Genomic DNA, 26,040 nt, shown 5'->3' on the forward strand with positions numbered 1-26,040 from the left:
AGGGCACATGTCCAACAATCCCGGGTTGCTCGACTCTCTTGACCTGCTTGAGCAGGTTGCCTATGTTGAGCATGTCGCCGGAACGAGAAACGAAGGCGATGGAGGGGCCTTCTTTGGGCTGCTTCAACGCTGAGGGCGGGGACGCTGCAATCCCGCTAAAGGCCAGGTGGAACAGGGTTTCGGCCCGACTGGCGAGGTGGCCCGGTGACCGCGAGCAACGGCCGGAGGGTGGGGACGAGGTCCCCCTTGCAGCAGTCCTTGTTCCTTCGACCCCAGGGGGTCCGGTGTACCGAAGACATCGTTGGGCGCCGCCGTGATGGACCGGCGGGCGAGCGCCCTGATCCGTTTCCCGGTCCTTCTCTTCTTGGTTTCGCGGCGGTCTTGACGTCGCGGCCGACTGCCTCTCCCGCCCGTCCGGCGCCGCACTCCGTGCGGTGGTCGTACGGGCGGGGGTGCGGGGAGTCGGGAGAACCCGGCCCATGCCTACGACCTGGCCGCTGTCTGCGGCCCGCCACGCCGCTTCGCGGTCGAGGGCGGTGGTCCCTCTTTTGGAGGAGCGTTCATGACCACGAAACACACGCACGGGCCGAACTTTGGTCGCCGTGTCGAGGGCTGCCCGCGCTGTGAGGAGCTGACCGCTGGGGCCGCGCCCGTGCGCTGGCATAACAGCCGCGCGGACGAAGGCGCACGGCGCGCTCGGGAGGTCCGGGCCCACGACTGCCGTGTGTCGGGCTGCTCCGTCGTCTGCACCTTTGGCGACTGGTGACAGCCGTCAGCGAGTAACCGGAAGACCTGTTCGACCGTGCGGCCCCGGTGTTCGAGCACCGGGGCCGCTTTCGGGCCGTCCCACTGCGAAGGAGACAACGACCCATGAAACCCATCATCCTCCCCGTGTCTAGTGCGGGGCTGGCGTTCGACGGTGAGCCGTCGGACGTAGAGCTGGACGCGATCGAGGTGGAGGGTCCGCTGATCTCGGCGGAGCTGGAGTTGCTCGACGTGGAGATCGCGGGGCTGGACCGTCCGGTGTCTGAGTGGTCGGTGCGGCGTGAGCGGCGGGCCCGGCGCCGGGTGCTCGCCGCCCGCGCCGCGCTCGCCCACCGGACGGCTGGGTTCGGGGGTGCGGCGTGAGCGGGATTGCGTCGCGTCTGCTGGAGCAGATCGAGGCCGACGAGCACGCGTTCGCGGCTGCGGCCGGGGTGGCGCGGGGTGTGCTGTCGAGGCACCCGGGGCTGCCGGTGTCGACGGTGATCATCGACCGGTCGGGCGGGTTCGAGGTGCGGCTGAGGCTGCCGGACGCGGACGCGGTCCGTGCCTGGTCCCTGGCCCTCACCGAGGGGGGCGCGTCCGTCCGGACGCTTGTGGAGCCGACGTTCGGTTGCCGCGTCTTCGAGTACGTCACCGCTGACGCGACGGTCCACGGGCATCGTGTGCACCTGATCGCCAGCCGCATCCTGCCCGACGCCGAGGCGACCGCATGGCGCACCGGGCAGAACACCGCCGGGACGGGGGCCGCCGCATGACGTCGACCCCGAGCCGTGTGGACGCGGCCCTGTCGGACGGGCTGCTGGAGGTGCGGGCGGAGATCGCCCGCACCGACACCAAGGCGTCGTTGCTGCTGGGGTTCTCCGGCGTGCTGGTGGGCCTGTCCACCAGCACGGGCCGGGGCGGGCTGCCGGTGGTGGCCGTGGTGATGGAGACGGTGGGGGTCGGGTGCCTGCTCGCGTCCGCGCTGCTGGCGCTGTGGGTGGTCCGCCCGGTGCTGCCCCGGGCGGCGGTGAGCGGGTTTCCGTGCTGGGCCCGCCTCAACCCGGCCCAGCTCCGCGCCTACCTCAGCGTCGACCAGCGTGTTCAGGACCTGGCCGCGCTGTCGCGGATCGCGTGGGCGAAGTCGCTGCGGTTGCGGCGGGCGGTTCACCTGGCCGCCGTCGGCGGGGTCCTCGTCGCTCTCGCGGCAGGCATCCCGGGGGCGGGGGGTGGTGCTGGATGAACACTGCCCAGATTCGTTCAGCGGAGCGTGCGTTGTCGGTGGGGACGTGGATGATCGTGGGTGGGGCGATGCTCTACTCCGTTCTGACCGTGACCCCGTTGATGGCCGCGCACACGGCTGACGAGTGGGACTGGACCGCGCCGATCCTGCCGGTCGTGGTGGACGCGGCGGTGGTCATCGTGGTGAAGCTAGATGACGTCCTGGCCCGGTTGGGCGCGGACGGTGGCCGGTGGCCGGTGGTGCTGCGGTGGATGACCGGCCTCATGACCCTCGCCCTCAACATCGCCGACTCCGCTCTGAAAGGCGACCTGGTGGGGGTGGCTGTCCACGCGGTGGCGCCCATGCTGCTGATCGTGACCGCGGAGACCAGCCTCTCCTACCGGCGGGCGATCGCCGCCGCCGTGACCCGCCTGAACGCCGAGGAGCGGGCCGAACGCGAGCGGGCCCGGGGTGAGCGGGAGGCGCGGGAGCGGGCCGGATTGGAGCGGCGGGAGGCCGCCGACCGCCGGGCCCGCGAGGAACGCGAACACACCGCCGCGCTCGCCCGTGAACAGCGCGAGCACGAGGCCCGCCTCGCCCGCGAACAGACCGACCGTGAACACGCCGCCCGCGCCGCCGAGCGTGCCGAGCGGGAGGCCCGGGAGCGGGCGGAGCGGGAGGCCCGTGAACATGCCGCCCAGGTTCGTGAACAGGTGGAGCGGGAGCGTGAACACCGGGCGCGAGAGGCTGAACAGCGCCGGACCGCCGAGCGCCTGGAACGGGAGGCCGCTGCCCGCCGCGAGGCCGAGGAAGAGGCCGAACGGGCGGCCCGTGAACACGCCGCCCAGGTTCGTGAACAGGCGGAGCGGGCCCGTGAACACCAGGAGCGGGAGGCGCGGGAGCGGGCCGCGCTGCTGTCCGGTGGGCCGGTGACCGAGAAGCAGCCCGAGGAGCACGCCCGTCGGATTGTCGCCGCTGCGTATGCCGAGGGCCTGGCGGTCCGGACCGCTGCGGAGCTGTGCGGCTGGTCGGTCGGGTGGGTCTCCGGCCGCTACGCCGAGCACCGCGACCCGGGCACGGGCGGCGCCCCGCTCGCGATCGCCCGGTGACCGCCCTCCCCGTCTACCGCTGGCGCCTCGCCCCGGACGGACTCGCGACCCGCCGCCAGCTCCGCGCCGCCGGGCTCCGCCCCGGCGGGCAGGACGTCGCCGCGGAACTCCAGCGCCCCCGCCGCCGTGGTCGGGGGCCGTTGGTGGCCTACCTCTACCGGATCGACCTGGCCCGCCCGGTGCGTCCGATGACGCCGGGCCGCCGGGCGGCGCTGGCCGCCGCGATGCGGGCCCGCCGCACCTGCCCCGCCTGCGGGCGGGACGCCGGATACGTCATCGCCACCTCGCTCGGCACCTGCGTGACCTGCGCCGACACCCGTCTTTGTGCTGAAGGGAGTTCCTGGCATGTCTGACACGACGATCACTCCGGTGGTCAGTTCTGATCTCCCGGCCCCGGACCCGGCCGTGCCTGAGCCTGTGCTGCCTTCTGCGGGAGCGGCCGAGTCCGCTGGTGCTGGTGTGGGGCATACGGCGGGTGGGTGGCCGGTGGTTCCGCTGGCGTTGGCGGGGACGAACACGACGGCCGCGTCGCTGGCTGCGGCGGCGCTGGCGGGTGGTCCGGTGGGGTTCGCGGCTGCCGCGACCGGAATGGTGGCCGTCGGCGCGGCAGTGACCGCCCGCCGTCGCCGCGCTGCCCGCAAGGCCACCCCCGCGCCGACGTCCTCCCGGTCGTCCGGGGGGTCTGGGACCCGCGCCGGGGGGACGGCGGCCAAGGCCGGGGCCGGGACGGGCGGTCGGGGGGCTGGTGCTGGGCGCCTGCCTTCCCCGCGCCGGTCTGCCGGTCTGACGAAGTCCTCCGCTGCTGGCGGGCTGTCCCGGTCCGCCCGGAGCGGCGGGGGTGGTGTCTTCAACCGGGGCGGTCGGCCGGCCACTGGCGGGCTGGCTTCGCGTCCCGGGCGTGGAGCGCGGGCCGGGGTTTCTGGTCCGGGGTCCGGGACTGGTGCGTTGTCGCGGGTCCGGGAGGCGCGTGCGGGGCGGCGGGCCGGGGCGGGTTCGCGGGCGGAGCGGCGGGCGGAGACGGTCCGGGCCCGCCGTGAGATCGCGGACGCCCGCCGGAACGCCAAAACCCTCGCCAAGGCGGCCCGGTCGGGCCGGTCGGTGGGTTCGGCGTCCGTCGCTGGCCCCGGCCACCAGCCCACCACCCCCGGCCTGTCCTCGTCCTCCCGGTCCAGGGGGAGGGGCGGGGCCGGTCGGGGTGTGGTGGGTGGGCTGACCCGGACCGGTGCGGTGAAGGCCGGTCTGGTGGAGCGCGGGCGGGCGGGCCGCGACCGCCGGGCGGCCAAACAGGTGGAGGACAAGCGGGCGGCGCTGCGGTCGGCGGCCGCGCAGAAGCAGATGCGGTCTGCGTTGCGGCGGTCGGCGTGGCGGTTCCAGGGGCGGCGGCTGCTGGCTGCGGTGCTGGCCGCCGCGCTCGGGGTGGTCGGTCTGCTGACCACCCCGCTCGGACGTCGGCTGGGCTGGGAGTGGCTCCAGTACCCCGGCCGACGGCTCTACGCGGCTCTGCTGCGCACCGCGTGGGAGGAGCGGGCCGCCCGGGACGAGGCGGCCCGTACGGAGAACGACGAGGACGACGAGGTCGGGGACCAGGCGGAGCGTCCGCAGGGTCCTGTCCCCACAACCGGAGGAGACAGCGGTATGGAGAGTTCCGGGTTCAGGTTCGAGGAGTCGGCGGCGGAGATGGAGGCGGCCGCGCAGCAGTACGACCCGGGGTCGGCGATGGAGATCCTGGCGATGGTCGAGGGTCTGCCCGCCGCGCTGACGTCGGTGGCGAGCGTGATGCGGATCCTCGCGGAGCGCGCCGACAGCGAGTTCCCGCTGGAGAAGGAGGTCGCGGACGGGTTCGACGCGATCTTCGGTTCCCTGATGAGCGCGGTGGCGGTCGCGGAGGACCTGGGGCCGCTGTTCCGGCAGGCACACGAGCAGGACATCGCCCGGCACGAGGACCCGCGCAACGGGCCCGAGGCGGAGAAGGGCTGGAACGTCTGACATGGCTGCCAACACCGCCGCCTCCAAGGGGCCGGTGTGGGACTGGGCGGCCGGTCACGGACCCGTGACCGGCGCCCTGTCCGCCACCACCGGAGCCCTCGCCGTCGCCACCACCGGCGCCGCGACCGGCATGCCCCCCGCGTGGGCGCTGGCCGTCGGTGCCGCCGGAGCCGTCGGCCACACCGTCACCAGCCTCCGCGACCGGCTCTCCGCCCGCACCACCGGCATGCGGGCCGCGTCCTGGCTCACCGGCGCCGGGTGGACCGCATGGGCCATGACCACCGGGCCCCTGACCTGGGCCGCCCTCGGATCGCTGGCCACCCTCGGCGTCGGCATCGGCGCCGCCGCCCGCTCCACCCTCCTCCACGAGGAAGCCCGCGAACTCGAAGCTCTCGACGCCGCGCACCGGCAGGTCTCCCGCGAACTGTCCGCCGAGCGGCGGGCGATCGCCGCGGAGTGGGTGGAGCGGGTCCAGCGGGTGTGCGGGATCACCCTGCGCGTCCTCGCCGTCGAGATGTGGCCGACGGGAACAGGGTTCACCATCGACGCCGAGCTCCCCCCGGGTGGGGTGACGTACGGCAAGGTCGCGCAGCATGCGCCGCGTCTGTCCGCCGACGCGCGGCTGCCGCACGGCTGCACCGCCACCGCCTCTCCCGGCATCGACCAGGGCCGGGTCCTCATCGACGTCACCACCGTCAACGTGCTGGCCGAAGAGGTCGCCTACCCCACCGACTACAGCCCCCTGTCCCTCCACACCGGACTGCCCTGGGGGCTCCGCACCAACGCCGACCCGGTCCGCGTCTACCTGCGCGAGCAGTGCGCGCTCGTCGTCGGGCCGACCGGGTCGGGCAAGACGAACATGGTCCACACGGTCCTCGCGGGCTTCGCCCGCGCCACCGACGTCCTCACCTGGGTGATCGACCTCAACGCCGGGAGCGCCGGGCTGCCGTGGGTCCGCCCCGCGTTCCACCCCGACGGCACCCCCGCCGACGGGGTCCGGCCCGGTGTCGACTGGCTCGCCTCCTCCCCGGAAGAGGCCACGGCCATGCTGGACGCGGCCGTGCGGATCGCCAAGCACCGCAAGACCGCCTACCAGGACCTCATGGCCAGGGCGAACACCGACCTGCTCCCCGTCAGCCCGCAGATCCCTCAGATCATGCTCGTGATCGACGAGGGCGCGGAGATCCTCGCCAGCACCGACCGGGAGCTGCGCAAGCTCGGGGAGAAGATCCTGGAGGTCATCCGGATCGCCCGCGCGATGGGCGCCCGCACCGTTCTCACCGCTCTCGGCGCCACCGGCTCCGTCCTCGGGAACCTGATGATCCGGCGGGAAGCCAAGGTCCGCGTCGCGCTGACCGGCGGCGAGACCGAGGGCATGGACCTGTCCAAGCTGTTCCCCGGCACCCGGGGCCTGCGCGTGGACCAGGCCCCCTACAAGGGCGCCGGATTCCTCGGCACCCCCGAGTCCACGGGCGGGCTGTTCAAGTCCTGGCGGATCCTGCCCAACCAGATCACCGACATCGTCCACGCCACCAGCGACCGCCACCCCCAGCTCGACGACGTCTCCGCCACCGCCGCCGGAGACGCCTACACCAACCGCTGGGACCCCGACCGCACCGCATGGATGCGCGACACCACCGCCCCGGCCACCACCCGCCCCACCCCAGCCACGGCGGCACCCCAGGCGGGCGGGCTGAACCTGTCCGCGCACCGCACCGGAAAGCCGCCCGCGGCCCCGGCCGGGGCGGATGAGGACGCGGCGGTGCGGGCGTTCATGGACCAGATCGACGCCCGGTTCGGCACCACCCCCGAACCCGGCACACCGGCCGGACCCGAACCCGAGCGGAGCACCGGCCTGAACCTGTCGGCGTTCCGGAACGAACCGGGCGGCGAAGCCCGCGCCGCCGCGCTCGCCGTCCTCCTGGCCGCCGGACGCGAGGGAACCGGTGCCTCAGCCATCGCCCGCGCCCTCGCGGACACCCACGGCACGAGTCGGCAGACCGTCGTCGGCTGGCTCAAGGAATGGACCGACGAGGGCACCGCCGTCCGGATCGGCAGCGGCACCAAGACCCGCTACATCCACCACCATCACGCCCCCGGCACCCCCACCAACGACTGACCACCCTGTCGCCTGCCGCCCCGCTCCCGCGAACACACCCCGAGCGGCCCTCAGCACCCCGGAAACGGTGTCTGACCTGCGGGACGACAAGCGACAAGACAAGACAAGCGACACCCCACACGACAAGCAGCACGACAAGCACCACGACAAGCAGACCACCGGGCGGCACCCCTCTTACGGAGTGCCGCCCAGCCCGTCGAAAGGACCCCGTTGTGCACCAACCCGCCCCGTACGAGATCACCACCCCCACCCTCCGGGCCACACCCCGCCCGCCCGCCGAACACCCCCTGATCCTCCCTGCGGACATCCCGCCCGGCATCAGCTTGGTCACCCTCCCCAACGGCGTCCGCACCCTCGCCTACACCCCGCCCACCACCCCCACACCGGTTCCGCTTCCGGCACCCCAGCCCATCCCCACATGGGCACGCACCACCGCCCTGCTGGCCCCGACCGTCGGCGGCGGGATCGCCGCCGCCGGGGTCGGCCTCTCCTACGCCGCCCCGGGACTCATCGCCATGACCCACGCCCTGTGGTCCGCCGCCGCCCTCATCGTCGCCGCCGTCATCGCCGCCCCCGTCGTCCTCCGCACCACCCGACGGGCCCCGGCCACCTCCACCCACATCACCCAGAACATCACCGCCAGCGGCCTCTTCGGCCGCGCCAACGGCACCACCAACCACCGCTAGGAGGGCTCATGGCCTGCGCCCGTGACGACTGCGACGACGGGATCATCCCCAACCCCGACTGGCCCGGCGAACTGACGATCTGCACCGACTGCGACCCGTACTACGAACCCCCGACCGGCGACTGACCCGCCACTGATCGGAGACCGCAAATGGTCGTGAACGTCTCCCTCGTCTTACTCCTCGGACTCGTCCTCTTCTTCCTCCTGCGCATCCGCGCCCTCGGCATCGGCTCCGCCCTCACCGCCACCGGGTTCGGGTTCTTCCTCGCCTCCACCGGCGCCGCCGGACCCATCACCGACTTCACCACCGCCCTCGTCAACAGCATCCCGACCCTGTAGAGCGACGGCTCATCCCACCCAACACCGAGGGCGGCCCCCTCTCGCCAAAGACCGGGGCCGCCCTCATCCAGCACAACCCAATGAACTGGAGGACTCCAGCATGACCCAACCGACCCCCCGCCCGCGACCCCCCGACCGGGTTCCCGGCCCCTTGGCCACCGCACTCCGACTCGCGACGGCCGGGGTGCCCGTGCTGCCGCTCCGCGCGGGCAAACTCCCCGTCGGCAACTGCGACACGTGCCGCGACCTCGCATGCGGCGGACGCCCGAACATGCTGACCCCGGGCCCCTGCCAGTGCGCCCGGCCGTGCCACGGGTGGGCCGCCGCCACCACCGACCCCGCCGTTCTCGGCTCGCCCGCGTGGGCGTCCGTGTGGCGGTCCGCCGCCGGGGTCGCCTACCACCCCGGCGGGGCCGGGGCCGGGGGGTTGACGGTGGTGGACCTCGACTCGGCCGCCGCCGTCGCGTGGGCCCGCCTGACCCTGCCCCCCACCCGCACCGTCCCCACCACCCGGGGCGAGCACTGGATCTACCGGGGCGCGATGCCGTCCTCGAACGCCGTCCGGGCCGGGGTGGACGTGAAGTCGCGGATGCAGTACGCCCGCTGGATCGCCCCCGGCACCGGCCCCGTCACCGCGCTCCCGGAGTCCGTCCGCGCCCTCGTCGTCAGGGAAGACGCCACCCCCGCCCGCGACCGGGTGGCCTCTTCCGTCTGCGCCGCCGCGCGGTGGGACCGGACGGTGGCCACCGGGTGCCGCCACACCGCTGGCTACGTCCGCACCGGCCTCGACACCGGGACACGCAGGGTCCGCGACCACACCGAGACCGGAGCCGGATCACAGGCGTACGGCGTCGCGAAGTTCCTCGCCGCCCAGCACGCCCGGTGCCCCGGCCCGTGCGGACTCGACCGGATCGGGGACGAGATCGTGGCCGCCGCCGTCACCGTCGGCGTCCCCGAGCCCTACGCCCGCCGCGCCGTCACACGCGGCCTCGCCGCCGCCGGAACCACCGCGTGACCGCCAACCAGCCCGCGCCCCGGCAGGCCGTAGGCGCCCCGGGGAACGCCGCCCGCAAGGGCGTCCCCTCTGCTCTTCGCCCTGACCTGACCGGCCCGACTCAGAAGGACCACCCCATGTCCATGCCTATTGACGGAGCTGCGGTCCTTGACGCGGTGGACGCGCATCACCGCCGGTTCAACGTGTTCCCCAGCGAGCACGTGTTCACCGCCGTCAGCCTCTGGAACGCCCACACGCACCTCCTGGACGCGTTCGAGTCCACCCCCCGGATCGCGTTCCTGTCCCCTGAGCCCGGGTCCGGCAAGACCCGCGCGCTGGAGATCATCCAGACCCTTGTGCCCCGGCCGATGATCACCACCGATGTGTCCCCGGCCGCGCTGTTCCGGTCGGTGTCGGACACCGAGGCCCGGCCCGTCGTCCTGCTGGACGAGATCGACACTGTGTTCGGGCCCCGGGCCTCCGGGAACGAGGACCTGCGGGGGCTGATCAACGCGGGGCACCGGCGGTCCGGGGTGGTGTACCGGTGCGTGGGCGACGGGAGTTCACAGGTCGTCCAGCCGTTCCCCGTCTACGCCGCGCTCGCCACCGCCGGACTCGGGGACCTCCCCGACACCATCCTCACCCGCTCCGTCGTCGTCCGCATGCGCCGCCGCGCCCCCAACGAGACCGTCGAACCGTTCCGCGAGCGCATCCACGTCGCCGAGGGCCACACCCTCCGCGACCGCCTCGCCGAGTGGGCCGACACCGTCCGCGACCAGATCGCCGGGGCGTGGCCCGAGATGCCAGAAGGCATCACCGACCGCCCCGCCGACGTCTGGGAACCCCTCATCGCCGTCGCCGACGCGGCGGGCGGCGACTGGCCCGCCCGCGCCCGCGCCGCATGCGTCGCCCTCGTCACCGCCGCCAGCACCGGGGACAAAGCCAGCACCGGTATCCGGCTGCTGGCCGATCTGCGCGACGCGTTCGGGGACGCCGAACGGCTGCTCAGCGCCGACCTGGTGGACCGGCTGACCGCGCTGGACGACGCCCCCTGGGCCGACCTCGACGGCAAACCCCTCACCCCCCGCACCCTCGCCCGCATGCTCAGCGACTACGTCACCGCCGACAACCAGCCCATCCGCTCCCGCAACATCAAGACCGGCCCCCGCACCGTGTCCAAGGGCTACTACGCGGCCGACCTCGCGGACGCCTGGCTCCGCTACTGCCCGCCCCGCTCCGACGAGTCCGCTACCACCGCTACCGCCGCTACCCCGCAGGTCAACGGCACCGAACCGGTAGCGGACACCCTCCCGGTAGCGGCTACCCAACCCGCTACCACCACCCCCTGACCCCCTCCGCGCCACCCTGGTGTCCGGGCCCCGCACACCAGCGGGAACCCAGACCCCTATCCGCTACCGCTACCCCATCCGCTACCACCAACAGGCCCCTGACCTGCACGGTAGCGGCAGTAGCGGAGGTAGCGGACCTCTCAGAAGAGGGCTGGACGGCCCGAACCCTGCCGAGGGAGCCAACGCGATGACCGTTGCTGTCGAACATGTGGAACAGGCCCTCTACCTACCGGAAGAAGCCGCCGTGACCCTGCGGATCGGGCGGTCGACTCTCTACGAGGAGATCCGTCTCGGCCGCCTCCGGACGGTCACGATCGGGCGCCGCCGCCTGGTGCCGCCCGAGTACATCACGGAGTACATCGAACTCCTCAAGGACGAAGCCGAATCCGCAGCCTGATCACCGCATCTTCAAGGGGCCGCGCTCTCCAGCGCGGCCCCTCTCCATGGAGGCCCAGCGCAACATGACCGAGACGACGAAGCGCGCCAAGGCGGGCCACGGCGCGGACACGATCTATTGGGACCCGGCCAAGAAGAGCTACGTCGGGGCGGTGTCCTTGGGGTACGCCCCGAACGGCAAGCGCCGTCGGCCGAAGGTCTACGGCAAGACGAAGACCGAAGTGCGCCAGAAGATCCGCGACTTGAAGAAGGAGGTCCAGTCAGGGGTCAGGGCCCCGGTCAACTACACCGTGGCCGACGCGGTGAACGACTGGTTGGAACGCGGCCTCAAGGGGCGGGACGAGAAGGGCACCATCGGCAAGAACCGGTCGATGGCGACCAAGCACCTGATCCCGTTCATCGGCAAGGCCAAGTTGAGGGATCTCAGCGCGGACGAGGTCGACGACTGGCTGGACGACCGGGCCGAGTTCCTCGCGACGCGGAGTCTGCGCGACCTGCTCGCCATCCTGCGCCGGGCCACCGAGCAGGCTCAACGCAGGGACAAGGCCGCCCGTAACGTCGCCCTGCTCGTCACCGCCCCGGAGGGGCGGCCCGGACGCCCGAGCAAGGCGCTGAACCTGGAACAAGCGAAGGCCGTACTCGTCGCCGCCCGACCGTCGCGGCTGTACGCCTACCTCGTCCTGTCGTTCCTCAGCGGAGTGCGCACCGAGGAAGCGCGGCCCCTCACCTGGGACCACGTTTTCCTGGAGACGAAGGACGGGATTCCCCCGCACGTCGCGGTGTGGCGCTCGGTCCGCAAGCACGGCGAGACGAAGACCAGGAAGAGCCGCAGGACCATCGCCCTGCCCAGGATGGTGGTCGACGTGCTCCAAGAGCACATGCGGTGGCAGAAGCAGGAGCGTGCGTCGAGGGGGAGGGAGTGGGACCCGGCGGGTCTCGTCTTCACGACCCGTGGCGGCGAACCACTGGACGCGGCCAACGTCCGCCGCGACTTCCGGGCCATCCTCGCGAGGGCGGCCAAGGTGCCGGGCGTCGACCTGGTGCCGCACGAGTGGACGACCCGGGAGACGCGGACCAGCTTCGTGTCCCTGCTGTCCGATCACGGTGTCCCGCTGGAGACCATCGCCCTGTTGGTCGGACACACCAGCCAGACCACCACCGAGGTGGTCTACCGCAAGCAGTTGCGCCCCGTGATCACCAAGGGCGCTGAGGCGATGGACGTGATCTTCGACGGTGGTGACGGCGACGGTGAGGGCGGGGGTTTCGCCGAGGGAAGGTGACGTAGCGGCTTGAGGAAGCCTTTGGCCCCCTGTTTGGCCCCCCGGGCATGACAGAGGGCCTATCGCAATCATGCGATAGGCCCTCTGACCAGCGTCGGGGTGGCGGGATTTGAACCCACGACCTCTTCGTCCCGAACGAAGCGCGCTGCCAAGCTGCGCCACACCCCGATTGTCTCCGCGCTGCGGCGACGTCGATTACTTTAGCCCACCGGGAGCCGGAGACGAAATCCGCTTCACCGGCCCCCGGCGGGCGCCCCCGCCCGGGTCAGGAGGCGGGGACCAGGGTCAGCAGGGACACCTCCGGCGGGCAGGCGAACCGGACGGGGGTGTACCGGTTGGTGCCGCAGCCCGCGGAGACGTGGAGGTGCGCGGTGCGCCCCCCGGCGGTGTGCGTGGAGAGGCCCTTGACGCGGTCGGTGTCCAGGTCGCAGTTGGTGACCAGCGCCCCGTGGAACGGCACGCACAGCTGGCCCCCGTGGGTGTGCCCCGCCAGGACCAGCGGATAGCCCTCCTCGGTGAACGCGTCGAGCGTCCGCAGGTACGGCGCGTGGACGACGCCCATCGAGAAGTCGGCGGACGGGTCGGGGCCGCCCGCCACCTCGGCGTAGCGGTCCCGCTTGATGTGCGGGTCGTCCAGCCCGGTGAGTCCGATCTCCACGCCCTGGCCGATCGGCAGCTTCAGGGTGCCCCGGGTGTTGGTGAGGTTCAGCCAGCCCGCCGTGTCGAAGGCGTCCCGCAGCCCCTCCCACGGGTTGTGGATCACACCGACGGCGGGCGGGTTGCCGTTCAGACCGTGCTTGCCCCGGGTCTTCTCGATCAGGTACCGAGCGGGGTTGCGCAGCTTCGGTCCGTAGTAGTCGTTCGAGCCGAACACGTATGCCCCGGGGAACTCCATCAGGGGGCCGAGCGCGTCCAGGACCTCGGGGACGCCCTCGGGGTCCGACAGGTTGTCGCCGGTGTTGATCACGAAGTCCGGGCGCAGCCCCGCGAGCGACCGCAGCCACCGCTGCTTCTTGCGCTGGCCGCTCACCATGTGGATGTCCGACACCTGGAGGACCCGCAGCGGGCTCATGCCCCGGGGCAGCACCGGGACGGTCACCCGGCGGAGGCGGTACGAACGGGCCTCGAAACCCGCCGAGTAGAGCAGACCGGCGGCCCCGGCCGCCGCGATGCCGAGGGGGACTCCATAACGCGCGCGCATGTCCCCATCGTGTCAGACTCGAACAACTCTTCCGCTATCGGTGTGATCATCCGGCCGTACGGCCGGTGACGCCGTTCCGTCCGTGGGTCCGGTGAGCGGCCCGTTCCCGGGATCGGCCGCCCGGTCCGGACGAGGGCCCGGCGGGGGCTCCGACGCGGTGTCCTGGAAATGACCGGGCGGTCGCCCCGTCCCGCCTGCGACAATCCCCCCATGACCACGCTCAAGTCCAAGCTCAAGGAAGACCTCACCACCGCCATCCGCGAGCGCGATGAACTCCGCTCCGCGACGCTCCGGCTGACCCTCACCGCGATCACCAAGGAGGAGGTCGCCGGGACGCAGGCCCGTGAGCTGTCCGACGAGGAGGTGCGCAAGGTGATCGCCCGGGAGGCGAAGAAGCGGCGGGAGGCCGCCGACGCCTTCGCCCAGGGCGGCCGGACCGAGCAGGCCGAGCGGGAGAAGGCGGAGGGCGAACTCCTCGCCGGGTACCTGCCCAAGCAGCTCACCGACGACGAACTCCGCGAGATCGTCGGCCAGGCCGTCGCGGAGGCCCGCGCGGCGGGTGCCGAGGGTCCCCGGGCGATGGGTCAGGTCATGAAGATCGTCAACCCGAAGGTCGCCGGTCTGGCGGAGGGCGGCCGGGTCGCCGCCCTGGTCAAGCAGCTCCTCGCGGGCTGACGCCCCCGGTCCCGTCCGCGTCCACGTCCGCGTCCACGTCCGCGTCCACGTCCGGCTGACGGAACGCGGACGCCCGCGCGGTGGTCGTACGCCGGCCGGGAAGCTCCGGCCGACCGAACCGGCGACCGGTAGCCGACCGGACCGGGACCGGTAGCCCACCGGACCGGGACCAATGGCCGACCGGACAGGCGGCCTGACCGGGACCGGTGGCCGACCCGTACGAGCACATGGCGGACCCGTACCAGCGCATGACAGACGGATGGGGCGGGGCCCCTCACCGAACCGGTGAGGGGCCCCGCCCCATCCGTCGTCCTCGGGGGTGCTCCCCGTGGCGGTCGCGTCAGTCGTTGCCGCCGCCGGGGCCACCACGCGCGTCGCCGCCCGGGAGTCCCGGACCGCGGCCGCCCGGGCCGCCCTCGGGGCCGCCGAGGACCCCGCCGATCAGGCCCTCGCCGGGCCTGCCGTCCTCGCGGTCGCCGTCACCGTCCTCGTCGCCCTCGCCGTCCTCACGGTCCTTGCGCGGCGGGTCGGGGATGTTGACCAGGTCGAAGGCGGGCGCGGGCTTGCCGACGAGCGCGCCGCCCATGGCGTCCCGCCAGATCGGGCCGGGGACCTGACCACCGAAGACCTTGTCGTGGTACTGACCGCCGATGGTGATGTTGACCATCCGCTGCTTGTGCGCCGGGTCACCGACCCAGACCGCGCCCGCCGCGTTCGGCGTGTAGCCGACGAACCAGGCCGCGTACCGGAAGTCCGTCGTACCGGTCTTGCCCGCGCTCGCCCGGGAGCCCAGCCCGGCCTCCTGGCCGGTGCCGTCCTCGACCACGCCCTTGAGCAGGGTGTTCACGGTGTCGGCGGTCCGCTGGGACATCGCCCGCGAGCACTCCGTCTTGGGGACCGGCAGCGACTTCCCGTTGGCGTCGGTGATCGACCGGATCGCCACCGGGGTGCAGTACGTGCCCCGGGCGGCGAACGTGGCGTACGCGCTCGCCATGGTCAGCGGGGAGACCTCCTGGGTGCCCAGGGCGATCGACGGGGCCTGGGTCATCCGGCCGCCGTCGGCGCGCTCGACGCCCATCTGCCGGGCGAGGGTGGTGACCGGGCAGATGCCCAGCTCGCTGATCAGCTCGACGTAGTAGGTGTTGACCGACTTCGCGGTCGCCTCCTTCATGTCGTACGGGCCGACCTCGGACTCGTTCTCGTTCTCCAGCTTCTCGTCGGCGAGGTTGAGCCACTTCTTGCCGCCGCAGGCGTCCACCGGACTCGGGTAGTCCATCTCGTACGGCGACTTGTAGACCTTCGTCGCGGGCATGCCGTTCTCTATGGCCGCCGCGGCGACGATCGGCTTGAACGTCGAACCCGGCTGGAAGCCCGCGCCGCCGCCCATGTCCTTGTCGACCGAGAGGTTCAGCACCGTCTCGCTCTTGCCCAGGCCGTACGGGCGGGACTGGCCCATGGCGAGGATGCGGCCCGTCCCCGGCTCCACGATGGACATGGCCGTGGCGACCTTGTCGCTCTGGTAGACGTGCTTCTTGATCGAGTCCTGGACCGACTTCTGCGCCTTGGGGTCCATGGTGGTGCGGACCGTGAGGCCGCCGCGGTTCCAGATCTTGGCGCGGTCCGCCTTGGTCTTGCCGAAGGCGGGGTCGTTCAGGAAGACGTTGCGCACGTAGTCGCAGAAGAAGCCGCCGCCGTTGACGGCGGTGATGCAGCCGTTCTGCGGGCGCTTCACCTTCAGGCCCAGGTCCTTCGCCTTCGCCTTGTCGGCGTCGGCCTGGCTGATGTCCCCCACGTCCGCCATCCGCTGGAGGACGACGTTGCGCCGCTTGGTGGCCTCCGCCTCGTCGTTCACCGGGTCGTAGCGGCTGGGCGACTGGACGATGCCGGCCAGCAGCGCGGCCTGGGACACGTCGAGCTTCTTGGCGGGGACGGAGAAGTAGCGCTGCGAGGCGGCCTCGATGCCGTACGCCTGCTGCCCGAAGAACGTGATGTTGAGGTAGTTCTCCAGGATGCGCTTCTTGCCCAGCTCCTCCTCGACCTGGATCGCGTACTTCAGCTCGCGGATCTTCCGGCCGATGGTCTGCTGGGTGGCCTGGGCGACCTTCGTGGGGTCGTCGCCCGCCTCCTCCACGAAGACGTTCTTCACGTACTGCTGGGTGAGCGTGGACGCGCCCTGGGCCACGCCGCCGCTCTGCGCGTTCTCGTTGAGGGCGCGCAGGATGCCCTTGGCGTCGATCGCCCCGTGTTCGTAGAACCGGGAGTCCTCGATCGCGATGATCGCCTTCTGCATGTACGGCGAGATGTCCTTGAGCTTCACCACCGTCCGGTCGCGGGAGTAGACCGTCGCGATGTGGCCGCCGTCGGCGTCGAGGATCGTGGTGCGCTGGCTGAGCGGCGGTCGCTTCAGGTTCGCCGGGATCTCGTCGAACCCCTCGACCGAACCCTTGGCGGCGAGCCCCAGCGCGCCCGCCGCGGGCAGCGCGATACCGGCCAGCACCACTCCAGCGAGCACGCTGACACCGAGGAACTTGGCGGCCTGCTGCGTGGGGGACAGCCCACCGCCCGAGCGCTTGTTTGGCATGGGGGCAGCCTACGTTCTGATTCGCCGGACACACGTATATGCCTTGGCCTAAGCTGCTCGCAACTGTCACAGCGGTACGGCCGGGCATCAACCCTTCGCATGGTCAAACCCCTCCCGTCTTCCGAAAGTTCCCCCGCCGCGCGCGGAGGTTCCGACGGTCTGCCGGGCGATGGAGGGTAATGTCCGTATCGGCCCCCTGTGTCGCTCCGCGTCCGATGTGGCGCATTCGAGGGGTCGCCGTCAGTGTCGACGGCGGCGAGGTGTCGACGGTGACGGCGACGGTCGTGCGCGGGTCCGCCCCGCGTCCCGGAGCGGTCGTCGAAGCGGTCGCCGGAGTCGTTCCGGCCCCGCCGATCGTGCGGCGCCCACCCTGTCCGCCCCCCTTCGCGGCGTACGTCACGCATGTCTCGGCGTCACTCCGTTGGGTGATCTGCCGCGTACGCATAGTCCGTTCGGGCCATTCAAGATTGGGCCCGAAGGGGGTGTTGCGCTGTGCCAGCCTTCCGTAACGTCCTCAACTGGCGGCGGTGAATATGCCGCTGCCGCCGTGGGGGAGCCTCGAATTCGGGAGAGGACGGCGCCGGTATGGGCTGGGTAACCGACTGGAGTGCGCAGGCGGCCTGTCGCACTACCGATCCGGACGAACTGTTCGTACAAGGAGCAGCGCAGAACAGGGCCAAGGCGGTGTGCACCGGATGTCCGGTGCGCACGGAGTGCCTGGCAGACGCGTTGGACAACCGTGTCGAGTTCGGTGTCTGGGGCGGCATGACCGAGCGGGAACGCCGCGCTTTGCTGCGCAGGCGCCCGACGGTCACGTCCTGGCGCCGACTGCTGGAGACCGCGCGCACGGAGTACGAACGAGGGGCGGGCCTGCTGCCCGTGCACCTCGACGACGTGGACGACGTGCGGGACACGGTGGGGTACGAGAACTACGCGGCGGTCGGGTAGACAACATCAGCACCCCGTCTTCGCTCATTCGAGTGTCACTCGTTCGGCTGAGTTGTCGGGTGCTCGGCTCCGTCAATGAGTGGACGCGCGTCCACTGTGTGTGGACAGGGTGGACACGGCTGTGCGTGCGTGGACCGTGCCCGGCCCGGTACGCGGGCGCGCCCACATGGCCCGCTGTGCGTGGCCGCCGTGCCGGCGGGGCGTCCGCAGGACGTGACGCGCGACGGTCGGGGGGTCGGACGGTGCCGGGGGAGGCGCCGGAGTGCTGCGTGAGGGAAGACGGCGGTTCCGGGTGGCGGGTTGCCTCGCCTCCCGTGATCGTTCCGGGTCGCCCTACCGGGCGGCGAGAGCGGACAGGGCCGGGACCCGGTGTCGTCATGCCCGTCGTCGTCCCCCGTCCCTTTCCGTTCCCGTCATGTGTGCCGACCGCGCCCGTGCCGTCGTCGTTCCCGCTCTCTTCCTCGTCCCGCGCGTTTCCGCCGCTCGCCGGTGGTGGGTCGTCCGCTCGCCGGTGGTGGGTCGTCCGCCCGTCGGTGGTGCGGCGTCGTCCGTGTCGCGCCGTTCGTCGGTGCCGTCGTGCGTGGCGCCCGCCAGGGGGTGCCGTCCTCGTCGGACGGCCGCCGGGGCGGCGGACCGCCCTCAGGCGTCCTCGGGGCCGCCGGGGGCGTCCGGCGCGTCCGGGACCGCGGCGAGCCGTTCGCCTATGTCGCGCAGGCCCGCCAGATCGTGCACGTCGCCGGGGAGCGCGGCCACCTCGGTGACGGGCACCTCGGGGTGGACCGCGGCGAACCGGTCCCAGGTCTGCCGCTCGCGGGCCAGCAACCGCATGCGCTCGGCGTGCAGCCGCAGCAGTCCGGCCGTGAGGCGTTCGGGTCCGCCCGGGCCGGGTCCACCGCGCGCACGGTCCGCGCCGGGGGAGCCGGTGGAACCGTCGGGGTCGGGCGTGCCGCTCGCGCCACGCGCGTGGTCGGGGGTCGGGGACGACCCGGAGTGCGGTGCGGGCCGTGGGTGCTCGGGGTGGGAGTGGTGGGGGGAGCCGCTGTGGAGCCGGGGGGTCTCGGGGGGAGCCACGTCGCTCCGAGGACCAGCCTTCCCGCCCATCTGATCGACAATGCCGGACCCGGCAAGATTTTCCGCTCGGGGGGCGCCCGGCCGGTCCCGCGCCCGGTCCTCCACGAGGCCGTTCCCGCGCGCGTCGGGGTGGTCGTCCAGGGGTCCGTCCCTGTGGTCGTCCACGAGGCCGTCCCTGTGGTCGTCCACGAGGCCGTCCCCGTGGTCGTCCACGAGGCCGTCCACGAGGCCGTCCAGGAGGGGCCCGTCCGCCCCCGGAGGATCCGTCCCCGGATCGTCCGGGGACTCGTCGAGCGCCTCCGCCGCCGCGAGCGCCCGCTCCGCCGAGAGCCGCGCCGCCCCGCTGCCGTGCACCCGGTTGAGGACGAGGCCCGCCAGCGGCATGTCGTCGGCGGCCAGCCGCTCCACGAAGTACGCCGCTTCCCGCAGCGCGTCCCGCTCCGGCGCGGCCACCACCAGGAACGCCGTCCCGGGCGCCTGGAGCAGCCGGTACGTGGCGTCCGCGCGCGTGCGGAAGCCGCCGAACATGGTGTCCATGGCCGCCACGAACGTCTGCACGTCCCGCAGCAGCTGACCGCCCAGCAGCTTGCCCAGGGCGCCGGTCATCATCGACATCCCGGCGTTCAGGAACTTCAGCCCGGCCCGGCCGCCGACCTTCGCCGGGGCCATCAGCACCCGGATCAGCTTGCCGTCCAGGAAGGAACCGAGCCGCTTGGGGGCGTCCAGGAAGTCCAGCGCGGAGCGCGAGGGCGGGGTGTCCACGACGATCAGGTCCCACTCGTCGCGCGCGCGGAGCTGCCCCAGCTTCTCCATCGCCATGTACTCCTGCGTGCCCGCGAAACCGGCCGACAGGGACTGGTAGAAGGGGTTCGCCAGGATCGCCGCGGCCCGCTCCGGGTCGGCGTGCGCCTCGACGATCTCGTCGAAGGTGCGCTTCATGTCCAGCATCATGGCGTGCAGTTCGCCGCCCGCCGCGCCCTCGACGCCCTTCACCCGGCGCGGGGTGTTGTCGAGCGAGTCGATGCCCATGGACTGCGCCAGCCGCCGGGCCGGGTCGATGGTCAGCACCACGACCCTGCGGCCCCGTTCGGCGGCCCGCAGCCCGAGCGCCGCCGCCGTGGTCGTCTTCCCCACGCCGCCCGCGCCGCAGCACACCACGATGCGGGTGCGCGGATCGTCCAGGAGGGGGTCCACGGCGAGCGTCCGCTCCGCGCGCGGGCCGCGCCCCCGGGGTCCGGTCGACACGACACCCGACGTCGGCGCCGGGCGGGGCGTGCCCGTCGCGGGTTCCGGGGGGCCCTCGGATGGCGTCATACGGCGTCCTGCTTCCTCAGGTCCATGGCGAGGCGGTACAGGCCCGCGAGGTCCACTCCCCCGGCGAGCAGCGGCAGTTCCCCCACCGGGAGGCCGCAGTCGGCCAGGACGGCCCGCTGGGCGTGCTCCAGGGCCTCCCGTTCCGCGTACTCGGCGGCCTGCGCGAGGAGGGGGTCGACGAGGCGCTCGGCGTTGCCGCCCTTGCGGGCGCCGCCCAGCCCCGCCGTCGACAGGGCGCGCGCGACGGCCGTGCGCGGGATCCGCCCGCCCGTCCCGCGCACCAGCGCCAGGGAGGCGTCGTCCAGCAGCCTCGGCCGGGTCATGTTGACGACGACCCGGCCCACCGGGAGCCCCGCGCCCCGTAGCTCCGCGATGCCGTCGACGGTCTCCTGGACGGGCATCTCCTCCAGCAGCGTCACCAGGTTGACCGCCGTCTGCGGGGACTTGAGGACCCGCATCACGGCCTGCGCCTGGTGGTGCACCGGCCCGATCCGGGCGAGTCCGGCCACCTCGTCGTTCACATTGAGGAAGCGGGTGATCCGGCCCGTCGGGGGCGCGTCCATCACCACGTGGTCGTAGACGAACCGGCCCGCCCGGTCCTTGCGGCGGACCGCCTCGCACGCCTTGCCGGTCAGCAGGACGTCCCGCAGACCCGGGGCGATGGTGGTGGCGAAGTCGACGGCGCCGAGCTTGCGCAGGGCCCGTCCCGCGCCGCCGAGTTTGTAGAACATCTGGAGGTAGTCCAGGAGGGCCAGCTCCGGGTCGATGGCCAGGGCGAACACCTCGCCGCCGCCCGGCGCCACGGCGATCTTGCGCTCCTCGTAGGGCAACGGCTCCGTCTCGAAGAGCTGGGCGATGCCCTGACGGCCCTCGACCTCCACCAGGAGGGTGCGCTTGCCCTCGCTCGCGAGCGCGAGCGCCCATGCCGCGGCGACCGTGGTCTTGCCGGTACCGCCCTTGCCGCTGACGACCTGGAACCTGCTCACACAGCGAGCCTAACCACTGGCGCGACGGCCTACGCAGGAGGCCGCCCTTCCCAGCGGATACAGTCGCCGCATGACCAAGAAGTGGGAATACTCGACCGTGCCGCTGCTCGTCCACGCCACCAAGCAGATCCTCGACACCTGGGGGCAGGACGGCTGGGAACTGGTGCAGGTCGTCCCGGGCCCGAACCCCGAGCAGCTCGTCGCCTACCTGAAGCGCGAGAAGTCCGAGTGAGCGGGGCCGTCGAGGCGCGGCTGGCGGAGCTGGGACTGACGCTGCCGCAGGTCGCCGCGCCGCTCGCCGCCTACCAGCCCGCCGTGCGGACCGGGGCGTACGTGTACACGGCCGGGCAGCTGCCGCTGGTCGAGGGCACCCTGCCGGTCACCGGCAAGGTCGGCGCCGAGGTCACCGCCGAGGAGGCGAAGGGCCTCGCCCGGACCTGCGCGCTGAACGCGCTGGCCGCCGTGAAGTCCGTCGCCGGTGACCTGGACCGGGTCGCCCGGGTGGTGAAGGTCACCGGGTTCGTGGCGTCCGCCTCGGACTTCACCGGACAGCCCGGGGTCCTCAACGGGGCCAGTGAGCTGCTGGGCGAGGTCTTCGGGGAGAAGGGCGTCCACGCGCGCAGCGCGGTCGGCGTCGCGGTGCTCCCGCTGGACGCGCCCGTCGAGGTCGAGGTCCTCGTGGAGCTGCTCCCCGACCACTGAGGCCGTGCCTCTGAGGACCGTGCCCCTGAAGGCCGTGCGTCTTGAGGACCGTGCGTCTTGAGGGCCGCCCCTCCGAGGTCGTCCCTCCGGAAGGGCCGTCGGGGCCGTCCGCCGTCGGTCACCGGCTTCCGCCGACGGCCACCGGGCGCCTTCCGGCGGAGTGCCGGTCGGGGGTCCGGACCACCGGGGCGTCCGGCGGGGGCGGAGGGGCGCTCGCCGGACGGTGAGGGGCGCTCGCCCTCGAACATCCGCGCCCCCCGGGATAGCCTCCCGCCATGGCGAACGGGCAGTGGTACCCACCGGAGTGGCCGGACCGGATCCGCGCGCTGGCGGACGGCACCCTCGACGTCGTGCCGCCCCGCCGGGCCGCCACCGTGATGCTGCTGCGGGACACCCCCGAGGGGCCCCACGTCCATCTGCTGCGCCGCCGCGCCTCCATGGCCTTCGCCGGGGGCGCGTACGCGTATCCGGGCGGTGGCGTGGACCCCCGCGACCACGAGCGGGAACCCCGGTGGGCGGGGCCCCCGCGCGCGTGGTGGGCCTCCCGGCTCGGCACCGACGAGGCCACCGCGCAGGCGATCGTGTGCGCGGCCGTCCGGGAGACCTTCGAGGAGTCCGGGGTGCTGCTCGCGGGGCCCGCCCCGGACGCGGTGGTCGCGGACGTCTCCGGCCCGGACTGGGAGGCCGACCGGGCCGCCCTGGTGGCCCGGGAGACCTCGTTCGCGGACTTCCTGGAACGGCGGGACCTCGTACTGCGTGCGGACCTGCTGGGCGCCTGGGCGCGCTGGATCACCCCGGAGTTCGAACCGCGCCGCTACGACACCTGGTTCTTCGTCGCCGCGCTCCCGCCCGGACAGCACGCCCGGGACGCCTCCACCGAGGCGGACCGGACGGTGTGGACGGCCCCGTCCCGGGCGGCCGACGGCTACGACCGGGGCGAGCTGACGATGATGCCCCCGACCATCGCCACCCTGCGCCAGCTGGCCGGGTACCGCACCGCCGCCGGGGCGCTGGCCGCCGCGCCGGAACGCGATCTGACGCCCGTCCTCGCGCGGGCCCGGCTGGACGGCGACCGGGTGCTGCTGACCTGGCCGGGGCACGAGGAGTTCGCCAAGGCGGTGCCCGCCACGGCGCCCGACGGGGAGGGGACCCGGTGACCGACGCCGCGGCCCTTCCCGGCCAGCCGCGCGGCGCGGTGGTCTCCGGACCGGCCACCACGCGCGCGGTGAACGTCCTCGCGCCGAACCCGTCGGTGATGACGCTGGACGGCACCAACACCTGGATCGTCGCGGAGCCGGACTCCGCGCTCGCCGTGGTGGTCGACCCCGGGCCGCTGGACGAGGGGCACCTGAGGGCCGTCGTCGCGGAGGTCGAACGGACCGGCCGCCGCGTCGCCCTGACCCTGCTGACCCACGGCCACGCCGACCATGCGGAGGGCGCGGGCCGCTTCGCGGAGCTGACCGGCAGCCGGGTGCGGGCCCTGGACCCGGCGCTGCGGCTCGGGGACGAGGGGCTGGCCGCCGGGGACGTGATCACCACGGGCGGTCTGGAACTGAGGGTGGTGCCCACGCCGGGGCACACCGGCGACTCGCTGTGCTTCCACCTCCCGGCCGACCGGGCGGTCCTCACCGGGGACACCGTCCTCGGCCGGGGCACCACGGTGGTGTCCCATCCGGACGGCCGGCTCGGCGACTACCTCGACTCGCTGCGCCGACTGCGGTCGCTGACCGTCGACGACGGGGTGACCGTGGTCCTGCCGGGACACGGGCCGGTCCTGGAGGACGCCCGGGGCGCCATGGAGTTCTACCTGGCGCACCGCGCCCACCGGCTGGCCCAGGTCGAGACGGCGGTGGAGGACGGCCACCGGACGGCGGCCCAGGTCGTGGCCCGGGTCTACGCGGACGTGGACCGCTCGCTGTGGCCCGCGGCGGAGCTGTCGGTACGGGCGCAGCTGGAGTACCTGCGCGAGCACGGGCTGATCCCCCCGCTTCCCTGACCCGGGCGTTCCGTCCCTCCGGCTCCGGCCGTTCCCGGTCCCGGAGCGGGCGCGGGGAGGGAAGGGCCGGAAGGCGCGCTCAGCGGCTCCGGGGGCCCGGATGGTGTCAGCGGGTCTCACAAGCGTCCCGCACCGGCCCTCGGGCGGTCAGACGGCCTTCCAGGGCCCTTCCCGGTCGACGGGGTGCCCGTGCGGCGCCTTCCCGGCCGGATGACGGGTGTCCGTCCGGCCAGGAGGCCCGTCACGCCGCTGTGGGCGCCGTGGAGCTCCCCGCCGCTGTCCCGGGGCGTCGCGGACGACCGCCGGGGCGTCCGGGGACCCCCGGGAACGCGGCGGGCGCCCCGCGACGGTGAGGTCTGCGGGGCGCCCGTGTGACACGTGTCGGAACGGCCGTGGACCGTTCCGCGCGGACGGGGTCAGCGCGAGCGCTTGGCCAGCCGTTCGACGTCCAGCAGGATCACCGCGCGGGCCTCCAGCCGCAGCCAGCCGCGCCCGGCGAAGTCGGCCAGCGCCTTGTTGACGGTCTCGCGGGACGCGCCGACGAGTTGGGCCAGCTCCTCCTGGGTGAGGTCGTGCACCACGTGGATGCCCTCCTCCGACTGCACGCCGAAGCGGCGCGACAGATCGAGCAGCGCGCGGGCGACCCGGCCCGGCACATCGGAGAAGACCAGGTCGGACATCTGGTCGTTGGTCTTGCGCAGCCGTCGGGCGACGGCGCGCAGCAGCGCGGCGGCCACCTCGGGGCGGGCGTTCAGCCAGGGCTGGAGGTCGCCGTGGCCGAGGCCGAGCAGCTTGACCTCGGTCAGCGCGGTGGCGGTGGCCGTGCGGGGGCCCGGGTCGAACAGCGACAGCTCGCCGATCAGCTCGCCGGGGCCGAGCACCGCCAGCATGTTCTCGCGGCCGTCCGGGGACGTCCGGTGGAGCTTCACCTTGCCCTCGGTGACCACGTACAGGCGGTCCCCGGGGTCGCCCTCGTGGAAGAGGGCGTCACCGCGCGCGAGGGTCACCTCACTCATGGAGGCGCGCAGCTCCGCGGCCTGCTCGTCATCGAGCGCCGCGAAGAGCGGGGCGCGCCGCAGAACGTCGTCCACGAGTTCTCTCCTTGTCGACCTGACTCAGGGGTCTGTGCTCCCCATCTTGCCGGACGGTCCAAACAGTGTGATCAGTCACAAGTCTGCCGTACGTACGTCCCACGCAGTGCCCGTGGGGGCCAATCGGGCGCCGATCTTCCAGGTCCCGGGCGCATGTCGGTGCCGGGCTTTAGGCTGGCCGGGTGTCCAAGTCGCCGGTGAGAGCACAGGCCAAGGGGGCTGCGCGGGTGGTGTCAGGGAGTGATTCCGCTGTGGGCGAACAATCGCCCACGGATGGATCGAAAGCGACAAAACGGGCGGGTGGTTCGCGGTCAGGGAAGGCCCGGGCCGCCACCGTGCGCCCCTCGGCGACGACCCGGGCGACCCGGGTGGCCCCGGCGGGACGTCCGGCGCGCCCCGAGTCCCGCACCGCCCTGGTCCGGCGCGCCCGGCGGATCAACCGCGAGCTGGCCGAGGTCTACCCCTACGCGCACCCCGAGCTGGACTTCGAGAACAGCTTCCAGCTGCTGGTGGCCACCGTGCTGTCCGCGCAGACCACCGATCTGAGGGTGAACCAGACCACCCCGGCCCTGTTCGCCGCCTACCCGACGCCCGAGGACCTCGCGGCGGCCGACCCCGCGCGCGTGGAGGAGCTGATCCGGCCGACCGGGTTCTTCCGCGCCAAGACCAAGTCGATCGTCGGACTGGCCGCCGCCCTGCGCGACGACCACGACGGGGAGGTGCCCGGCACCCTGGAGGAGCTGGTCCGGCTGCCGGGCGTCGGCCGCAAGACCGCGTTCGTGGTCCTCGGCAACGCCTTCGGGCGGCCCGGCATCACCGTGGACACCCACTTCGGACGGCTGGTGCGGCGCTGGAAGTGGACCGAGGAGACCGACCCCGACAAAGTCGAGAAGGCGATCGGCGAGCTGTTCCCCAAGAGTGACTGGACGATGCTCTCGCACCGGGTGATCTTCCACGGCCGACGCATCTGCCACGCCCGCAAGCCCGCCTGCGGAGCCTGCCCCATCGCCCCGCTCTGCCCCTCCTACGGGGAGGGCGAGACGGACCCGGAGAAGGCCGCCAAGCTGCTCAAGTACGAGAAGGGCGGTTACCCCGGCCAGCGGCTGAACCCGCCTCGGTCCTACCTCGAAGCGGGCGGCGTGCCCGCGCCCCCGCTGGGCGCCACGGCCCCCGGACGGGCGGGATGACGGCTCCCGCGCGCACTCCCGGCGCTTTCCCGCGCCCGGGGCGGAACGATGCGGGGGTGGGTACG

26 protein-coding genes and 1 tRNA gene are annotated in these 26,040 nt (G+C 73.1%); 21 read left to right on the forward strand and 6 right to left on the reverse strand.

What is annotated here, in order from left to right:
• The first annotated feature begins 7 nt into the window (after nt 1-7).
• The 14 genes from ACVWNX_RS19160 to ACVWNX_RS19225 all read left to right on the forward strand — a co-directional run bounded on the left by ACVWNX_RS19160 (nt 8) and on the right by ACVWNX_RS19225 (nt 12,223).
• The gene (locus tag ACVWNX_RS19160) at nt 8-133 is read left to right on the forward strand and encodes a hypothetical protein (protein ID WP_454408503.1); all 126 of its coding nucleotides are present in this window, start codon (nt 8-10) and stop codon (nt 131-133) included.
• 737 nt (nt 134-870) lie between these two features.
• Complete coding sequence (locus ACVWNX_RS19165) at nt 871-1,128, forward strand: DUF6284 family protein (protein WP_454408505.1); 258 nt, start codon at nt 871-873, stop codon at nt 1,126-1,128.
• Entirely contained in the window at nt 1,125-1,520 is a 396-nt protein-coding gene (locus tag ACVWNX_RS19170; RefSeq protein ID WP_454408506.1) for a hypothetical protein, read from the forward strand. Before ACVWNX_RS19165 ends, ACVWNX_RS19170 begins: the two co-directional genes overlap by 4 nt.
• Nucleotides 1,517-1,987, forward strand: a complete 471-nt coding sequence (locus tag ACVWNX_RS19175; protein ID WP_454408508.1) for a Pycsar system effector family protein — start codon at nt 1,517-1,519, stop codon at nt 1,985-1,987. Before ACVWNX_RS19170 ends, ACVWNX_RS19175 begins: the two co-directional genes overlap by 4 nt.
• Nucleotides 1,984-3,075: a DUF2637 domain-containing protein gene (locus tag ACVWNX_RS19180; RefSeq protein WP_454408510.1), complete on the forward strand. Its 1,092-nt coding sequence runs from the start codon at nt 1,984-1,986 to the stop codon at nt 3,073-3,075. The genes ACVWNX_RS19175 and ACVWNX_RS19180 overlap by 4 nt, the downstream gene beginning before the upstream one ends.
• Nucleotides 3,072-3,428: an RRQRL motif-containing zinc-binding protein gene (locus ACVWNX_RS19185; RefSeq protein WP_454408511.1), complete on the forward strand. Its 357-nt coding sequence runs from the start codon at nt 3,072-3,074 to the stop codon at nt 3,426-3,428. The genes ACVWNX_RS19180 and ACVWNX_RS19185 overlap by 4 nt, the downstream gene beginning before the upstream one ends.
• Before the next feature lie 847 nt (nt 3,429-4,275).
• The gene (locus ACVWNX_RS19190; RefSeq protein ID WP_454408513.1) at nt 4,276-5,061 is read left to right on the forward strand and encodes a hypothetical protein; all 786 of its coding nucleotides are present in this window, start codon (nt 4,276-4,278) and stop codon (nt 5,059-5,061) included.
• Between the two features lies 1 nt (nt 5,062).
• Entirely contained in the window at nt 5,063-7,180 is a 2,118-nt protein-coding gene (locus tag ACVWNX_RS19195) for a hypothetical protein (protein WP_454408514.1), read from the forward strand.
• Nucleotides 7,181-7,392: 212 nt separating this feature from the next.
• Nucleotides 7,393-7,866 (forward strand): hypothetical protein, encoded by a 474-nt coding sequence (locus ACVWNX_RS19200; protein WP_454408516.1) that lies wholly within the window; start codon nt 7,393-7,395, stop codon nt 7,864-7,866.
• A gap of 149 nt (nt 7,867-8,015) precedes the next feature.
• Nucleotides 8,016-8,204 carry a hypothetical protein gene (locus tag ACVWNX_RS19205; RefSeq protein ID WP_454408517.1) on the forward strand — a complete coding sequence of 63 codons (189 nt, stop codon included), beginning with the start codon at nt 8,016-8,018 and terminating at the stop codon, nt 8,202-8,204.
• A gap of 100 nt (nt 8,205-8,304) precedes the next feature.
• Complete coding sequence (locus tag ACVWNX_RS19210; RefSeq protein WP_454408519.1) at nt 8,305-9,219, forward strand: bifunctional DNA primase/polymerase; 915 nt, start codon at nt 8,305-8,307, stop codon at nt 9,217-9,219.
• Nucleotides 9,220-9,335: 116 nt separating this feature from the next.
• Entirely contained in the window at nt 9,336-10,547 is a 1,212-nt protein-coding gene (locus tag ACVWNX_RS19215; RefSeq protein ID WP_454408256.1) for a DUF3631 domain-containing protein, read from the forward strand.
• A 187-nt stretch (nt 10,548-10,734) separates the two neighbouring features.
• Nucleotides 10,735-10,944 carry a helix-turn-helix domain-containing protein gene (locus ACVWNX_RS19220; protein ID WP_454408521.1) on the forward strand — a complete coding sequence of 70 codons (210 nt, stop codon included), beginning with the start codon at nt 10,735-10,737 and terminating at the stop codon, nt 10,942-10,944.
• Nucleotides 10,945-11,008: 64 nt separating this feature from the next.
• Nucleotides 11,009-12,223 carry a site-specific integrase gene (locus ACVWNX_RS19225; protein ID WP_454408522.1) on the forward strand — a complete coding sequence of 405 codons (1,215 nt, stop codon included), beginning with the start codon at nt 11,009-11,011 and terminating at the stop codon, nt 12,221-12,223.
• Between the two features lie 94 nt (nt 12,224-12,317).
• Here the strand turns inward: ACVWNX_RS19225 and ACVWNX_RS19230 are convergent.
• Nucleotides 12,318-12,391 (reverse strand) — tRNA-Pro (locus ACVWNX_RS19230).
• A gap of 97 nt (nt 12,392-12,488) precedes the next feature.
• Nucleotides 12,489-13,424, reverse strand: coding sequence for a metallophosphoesterase (locus ACVWNX_RS19235; protein WP_454408524.1), 936 nt, complete (start codon nt 13,422-13,424; stop codon nt 12,489-12,491).
• A gap of 210 nt (nt 13,425-13,634) precedes the next feature.
• On the opposite strand from ACVWNX_RS19235, the gene ACVWNX_RS19240 reads away from it, so the two are divergent.
• The gene (locus tag ACVWNX_RS19240; protein ID WP_454408526.1) at nt 13,635-14,099 is read left to right on the forward strand and encodes a GatB/YqeY domain-containing protein; all 465 of its coding nucleotides are present in this window, start codon (nt 13,635-13,637) and stop codon (nt 14,097-14,099) included.
• 340 nt (nt 14,100-14,439) lie between these two features.
• Here ACVWNX_RS19240 and ACVWNX_RS19245 read toward each other — a convergent pair whose 3' ends face one another.
• Nucleotides 14,440-16,680, reverse strand: a complete 2,241-nt coding sequence (locus ACVWNX_RS19245) for a transglycosylase domain-containing protein (RefSeq protein ID WP_454408528.1) — start codon at nt 16,678-16,680, stop codon at nt 14,440-14,442.
• 585 nt (nt 16,681-17,265) lie between these two features.
• On the opposite strand from ACVWNX_RS19245, the gene ACVWNX_RS19250 reads away from it, so the two are divergent.
• On the forward strand, nt 17,266-17,628 hold the full coding sequence (locus ACVWNX_RS19250; protein ID WP_454408530.1) for a WhiB family transcriptional regulator: 363 nt from the start codon (nt 17,266-17,268) through the stop codon (nt 17,626-17,628).
• 639 nt (nt 17,629-18,267) lie between these two features.
• On the opposite strand, the gene ACVWNX_RS19255 is transcribed toward ACVWNX_RS19250, so the two are convergent.
• Together ACVWNX_RS19255 and ACVWNX_RS19260 are read right to left on the reverse strand one after the other, a co-directional pair.
• Nucleotides 18,268-20,013, reverse strand: coding sequence for an ArsA family ATPase (locus ACVWNX_RS19255; protein ID WP_454408531.1), 1,746 nt, complete (start codon nt 20,011-20,013; stop codon nt 18,268-18,270).
• Nucleotides 20,010-20,999, reverse strand: a complete 990-nt coding sequence (locus ACVWNX_RS19260) for an ArsA family ATPase (protein ID WP_454408532.1) — start codon at nt 20,997-20,999, stop codon at nt 20,010-20,012. The genes ACVWNX_RS19255 and ACVWNX_RS19260 overlap by 4 nt, the downstream gene beginning before the upstream one ends.
• Nucleotides 21,000-21,069: 70 nt before the next feature.
• Here ACVWNX_RS19260 and ACVWNX_RS19265 point away from each other — a divergent pair, with 70 nt between their 5' ends.
• The 4 genes from ACVWNX_RS19265 to ACVWNX_RS19280 all read left to right on the forward strand — a co-directional run bounded on the left by ACVWNX_RS19265 (nt 21,070) and on the right by ACVWNX_RS19280 (nt 23,697).
• A complete protein-coding gene (locus ACVWNX_RS19265; RefSeq protein WP_385484375.1) occupies nt 21,070-21,231 on the forward strand; it encodes a DUF4177 domain-containing protein in 162 nt (53 codons plus the stop codon).
• On the forward strand, nt 21,228-21,701 hold the full coding sequence (locus ACVWNX_RS19270) for a RidA family protein (RefSeq protein WP_454408534.1): 474 nt from the start codon (nt 21,228-21,230) through the stop codon (nt 21,699-21,701). The genes ACVWNX_RS19265 and ACVWNX_RS19270 overlap by 4 nt, the downstream gene beginning before the upstream one ends.
• Before the next feature lie 275 nt (nt 21,702-21,976).
• Entirely contained in the window at nt 21,977-22,858 is an 882-nt protein-coding gene (locus tag ACVWNX_RS19275; RefSeq protein ID WP_454408536.1) for an NUDIX hydrolase, read from the forward strand.
• A complete protein-coding gene (locus tag ACVWNX_RS19280) occupies nt 22,855-23,697 on the forward strand; it encodes an MBL fold metallo-hydrolase (RefSeq protein ID WP_454408538.1) in 843 nt (280 codons plus the stop codon). The genes ACVWNX_RS19275 and ACVWNX_RS19280 overlap by 4 nt, the downstream gene beginning before the upstream one ends.
• 416 nt (nt 23,698-24,113) lie before the next feature.
• On the opposite strand, the gene ACVWNX_RS19285 is transcribed toward ACVWNX_RS19280, so the two are convergent.
• The gene (locus ACVWNX_RS19285; RefSeq protein ID WP_006382668.1) at nt 24,114-24,788 is read right to left on the reverse strand and encodes a Crp/Fnr family transcriptional regulator; all 675 of its coding nucleotides are present in this window, start codon (nt 24,786-24,788) and stop codon (nt 24,114-24,116) included.
• A gap of 182 nt (nt 24,789-24,970) precedes the next feature.
• On the opposite strand from ACVWNX_RS19285, the gene nth reads away from it, so the two are divergent.
• On the forward strand, nt 24,971-25,975 hold the full coding sequence (gene nth / locus ACVWNX_RS19290) for an endonuclease III (RefSeq protein ID WP_454408541.1): 1,005 nt from the start codon (nt 24,971-24,973) through the stop codon (nt 25,973-25,975).
• The last annotated feature ends 65 nt before the right edge of the window (nt 25,976-26,040 follow it).

This window comes from Streptomyces sp. JNUCC 64, assembly GCF_054484115.1.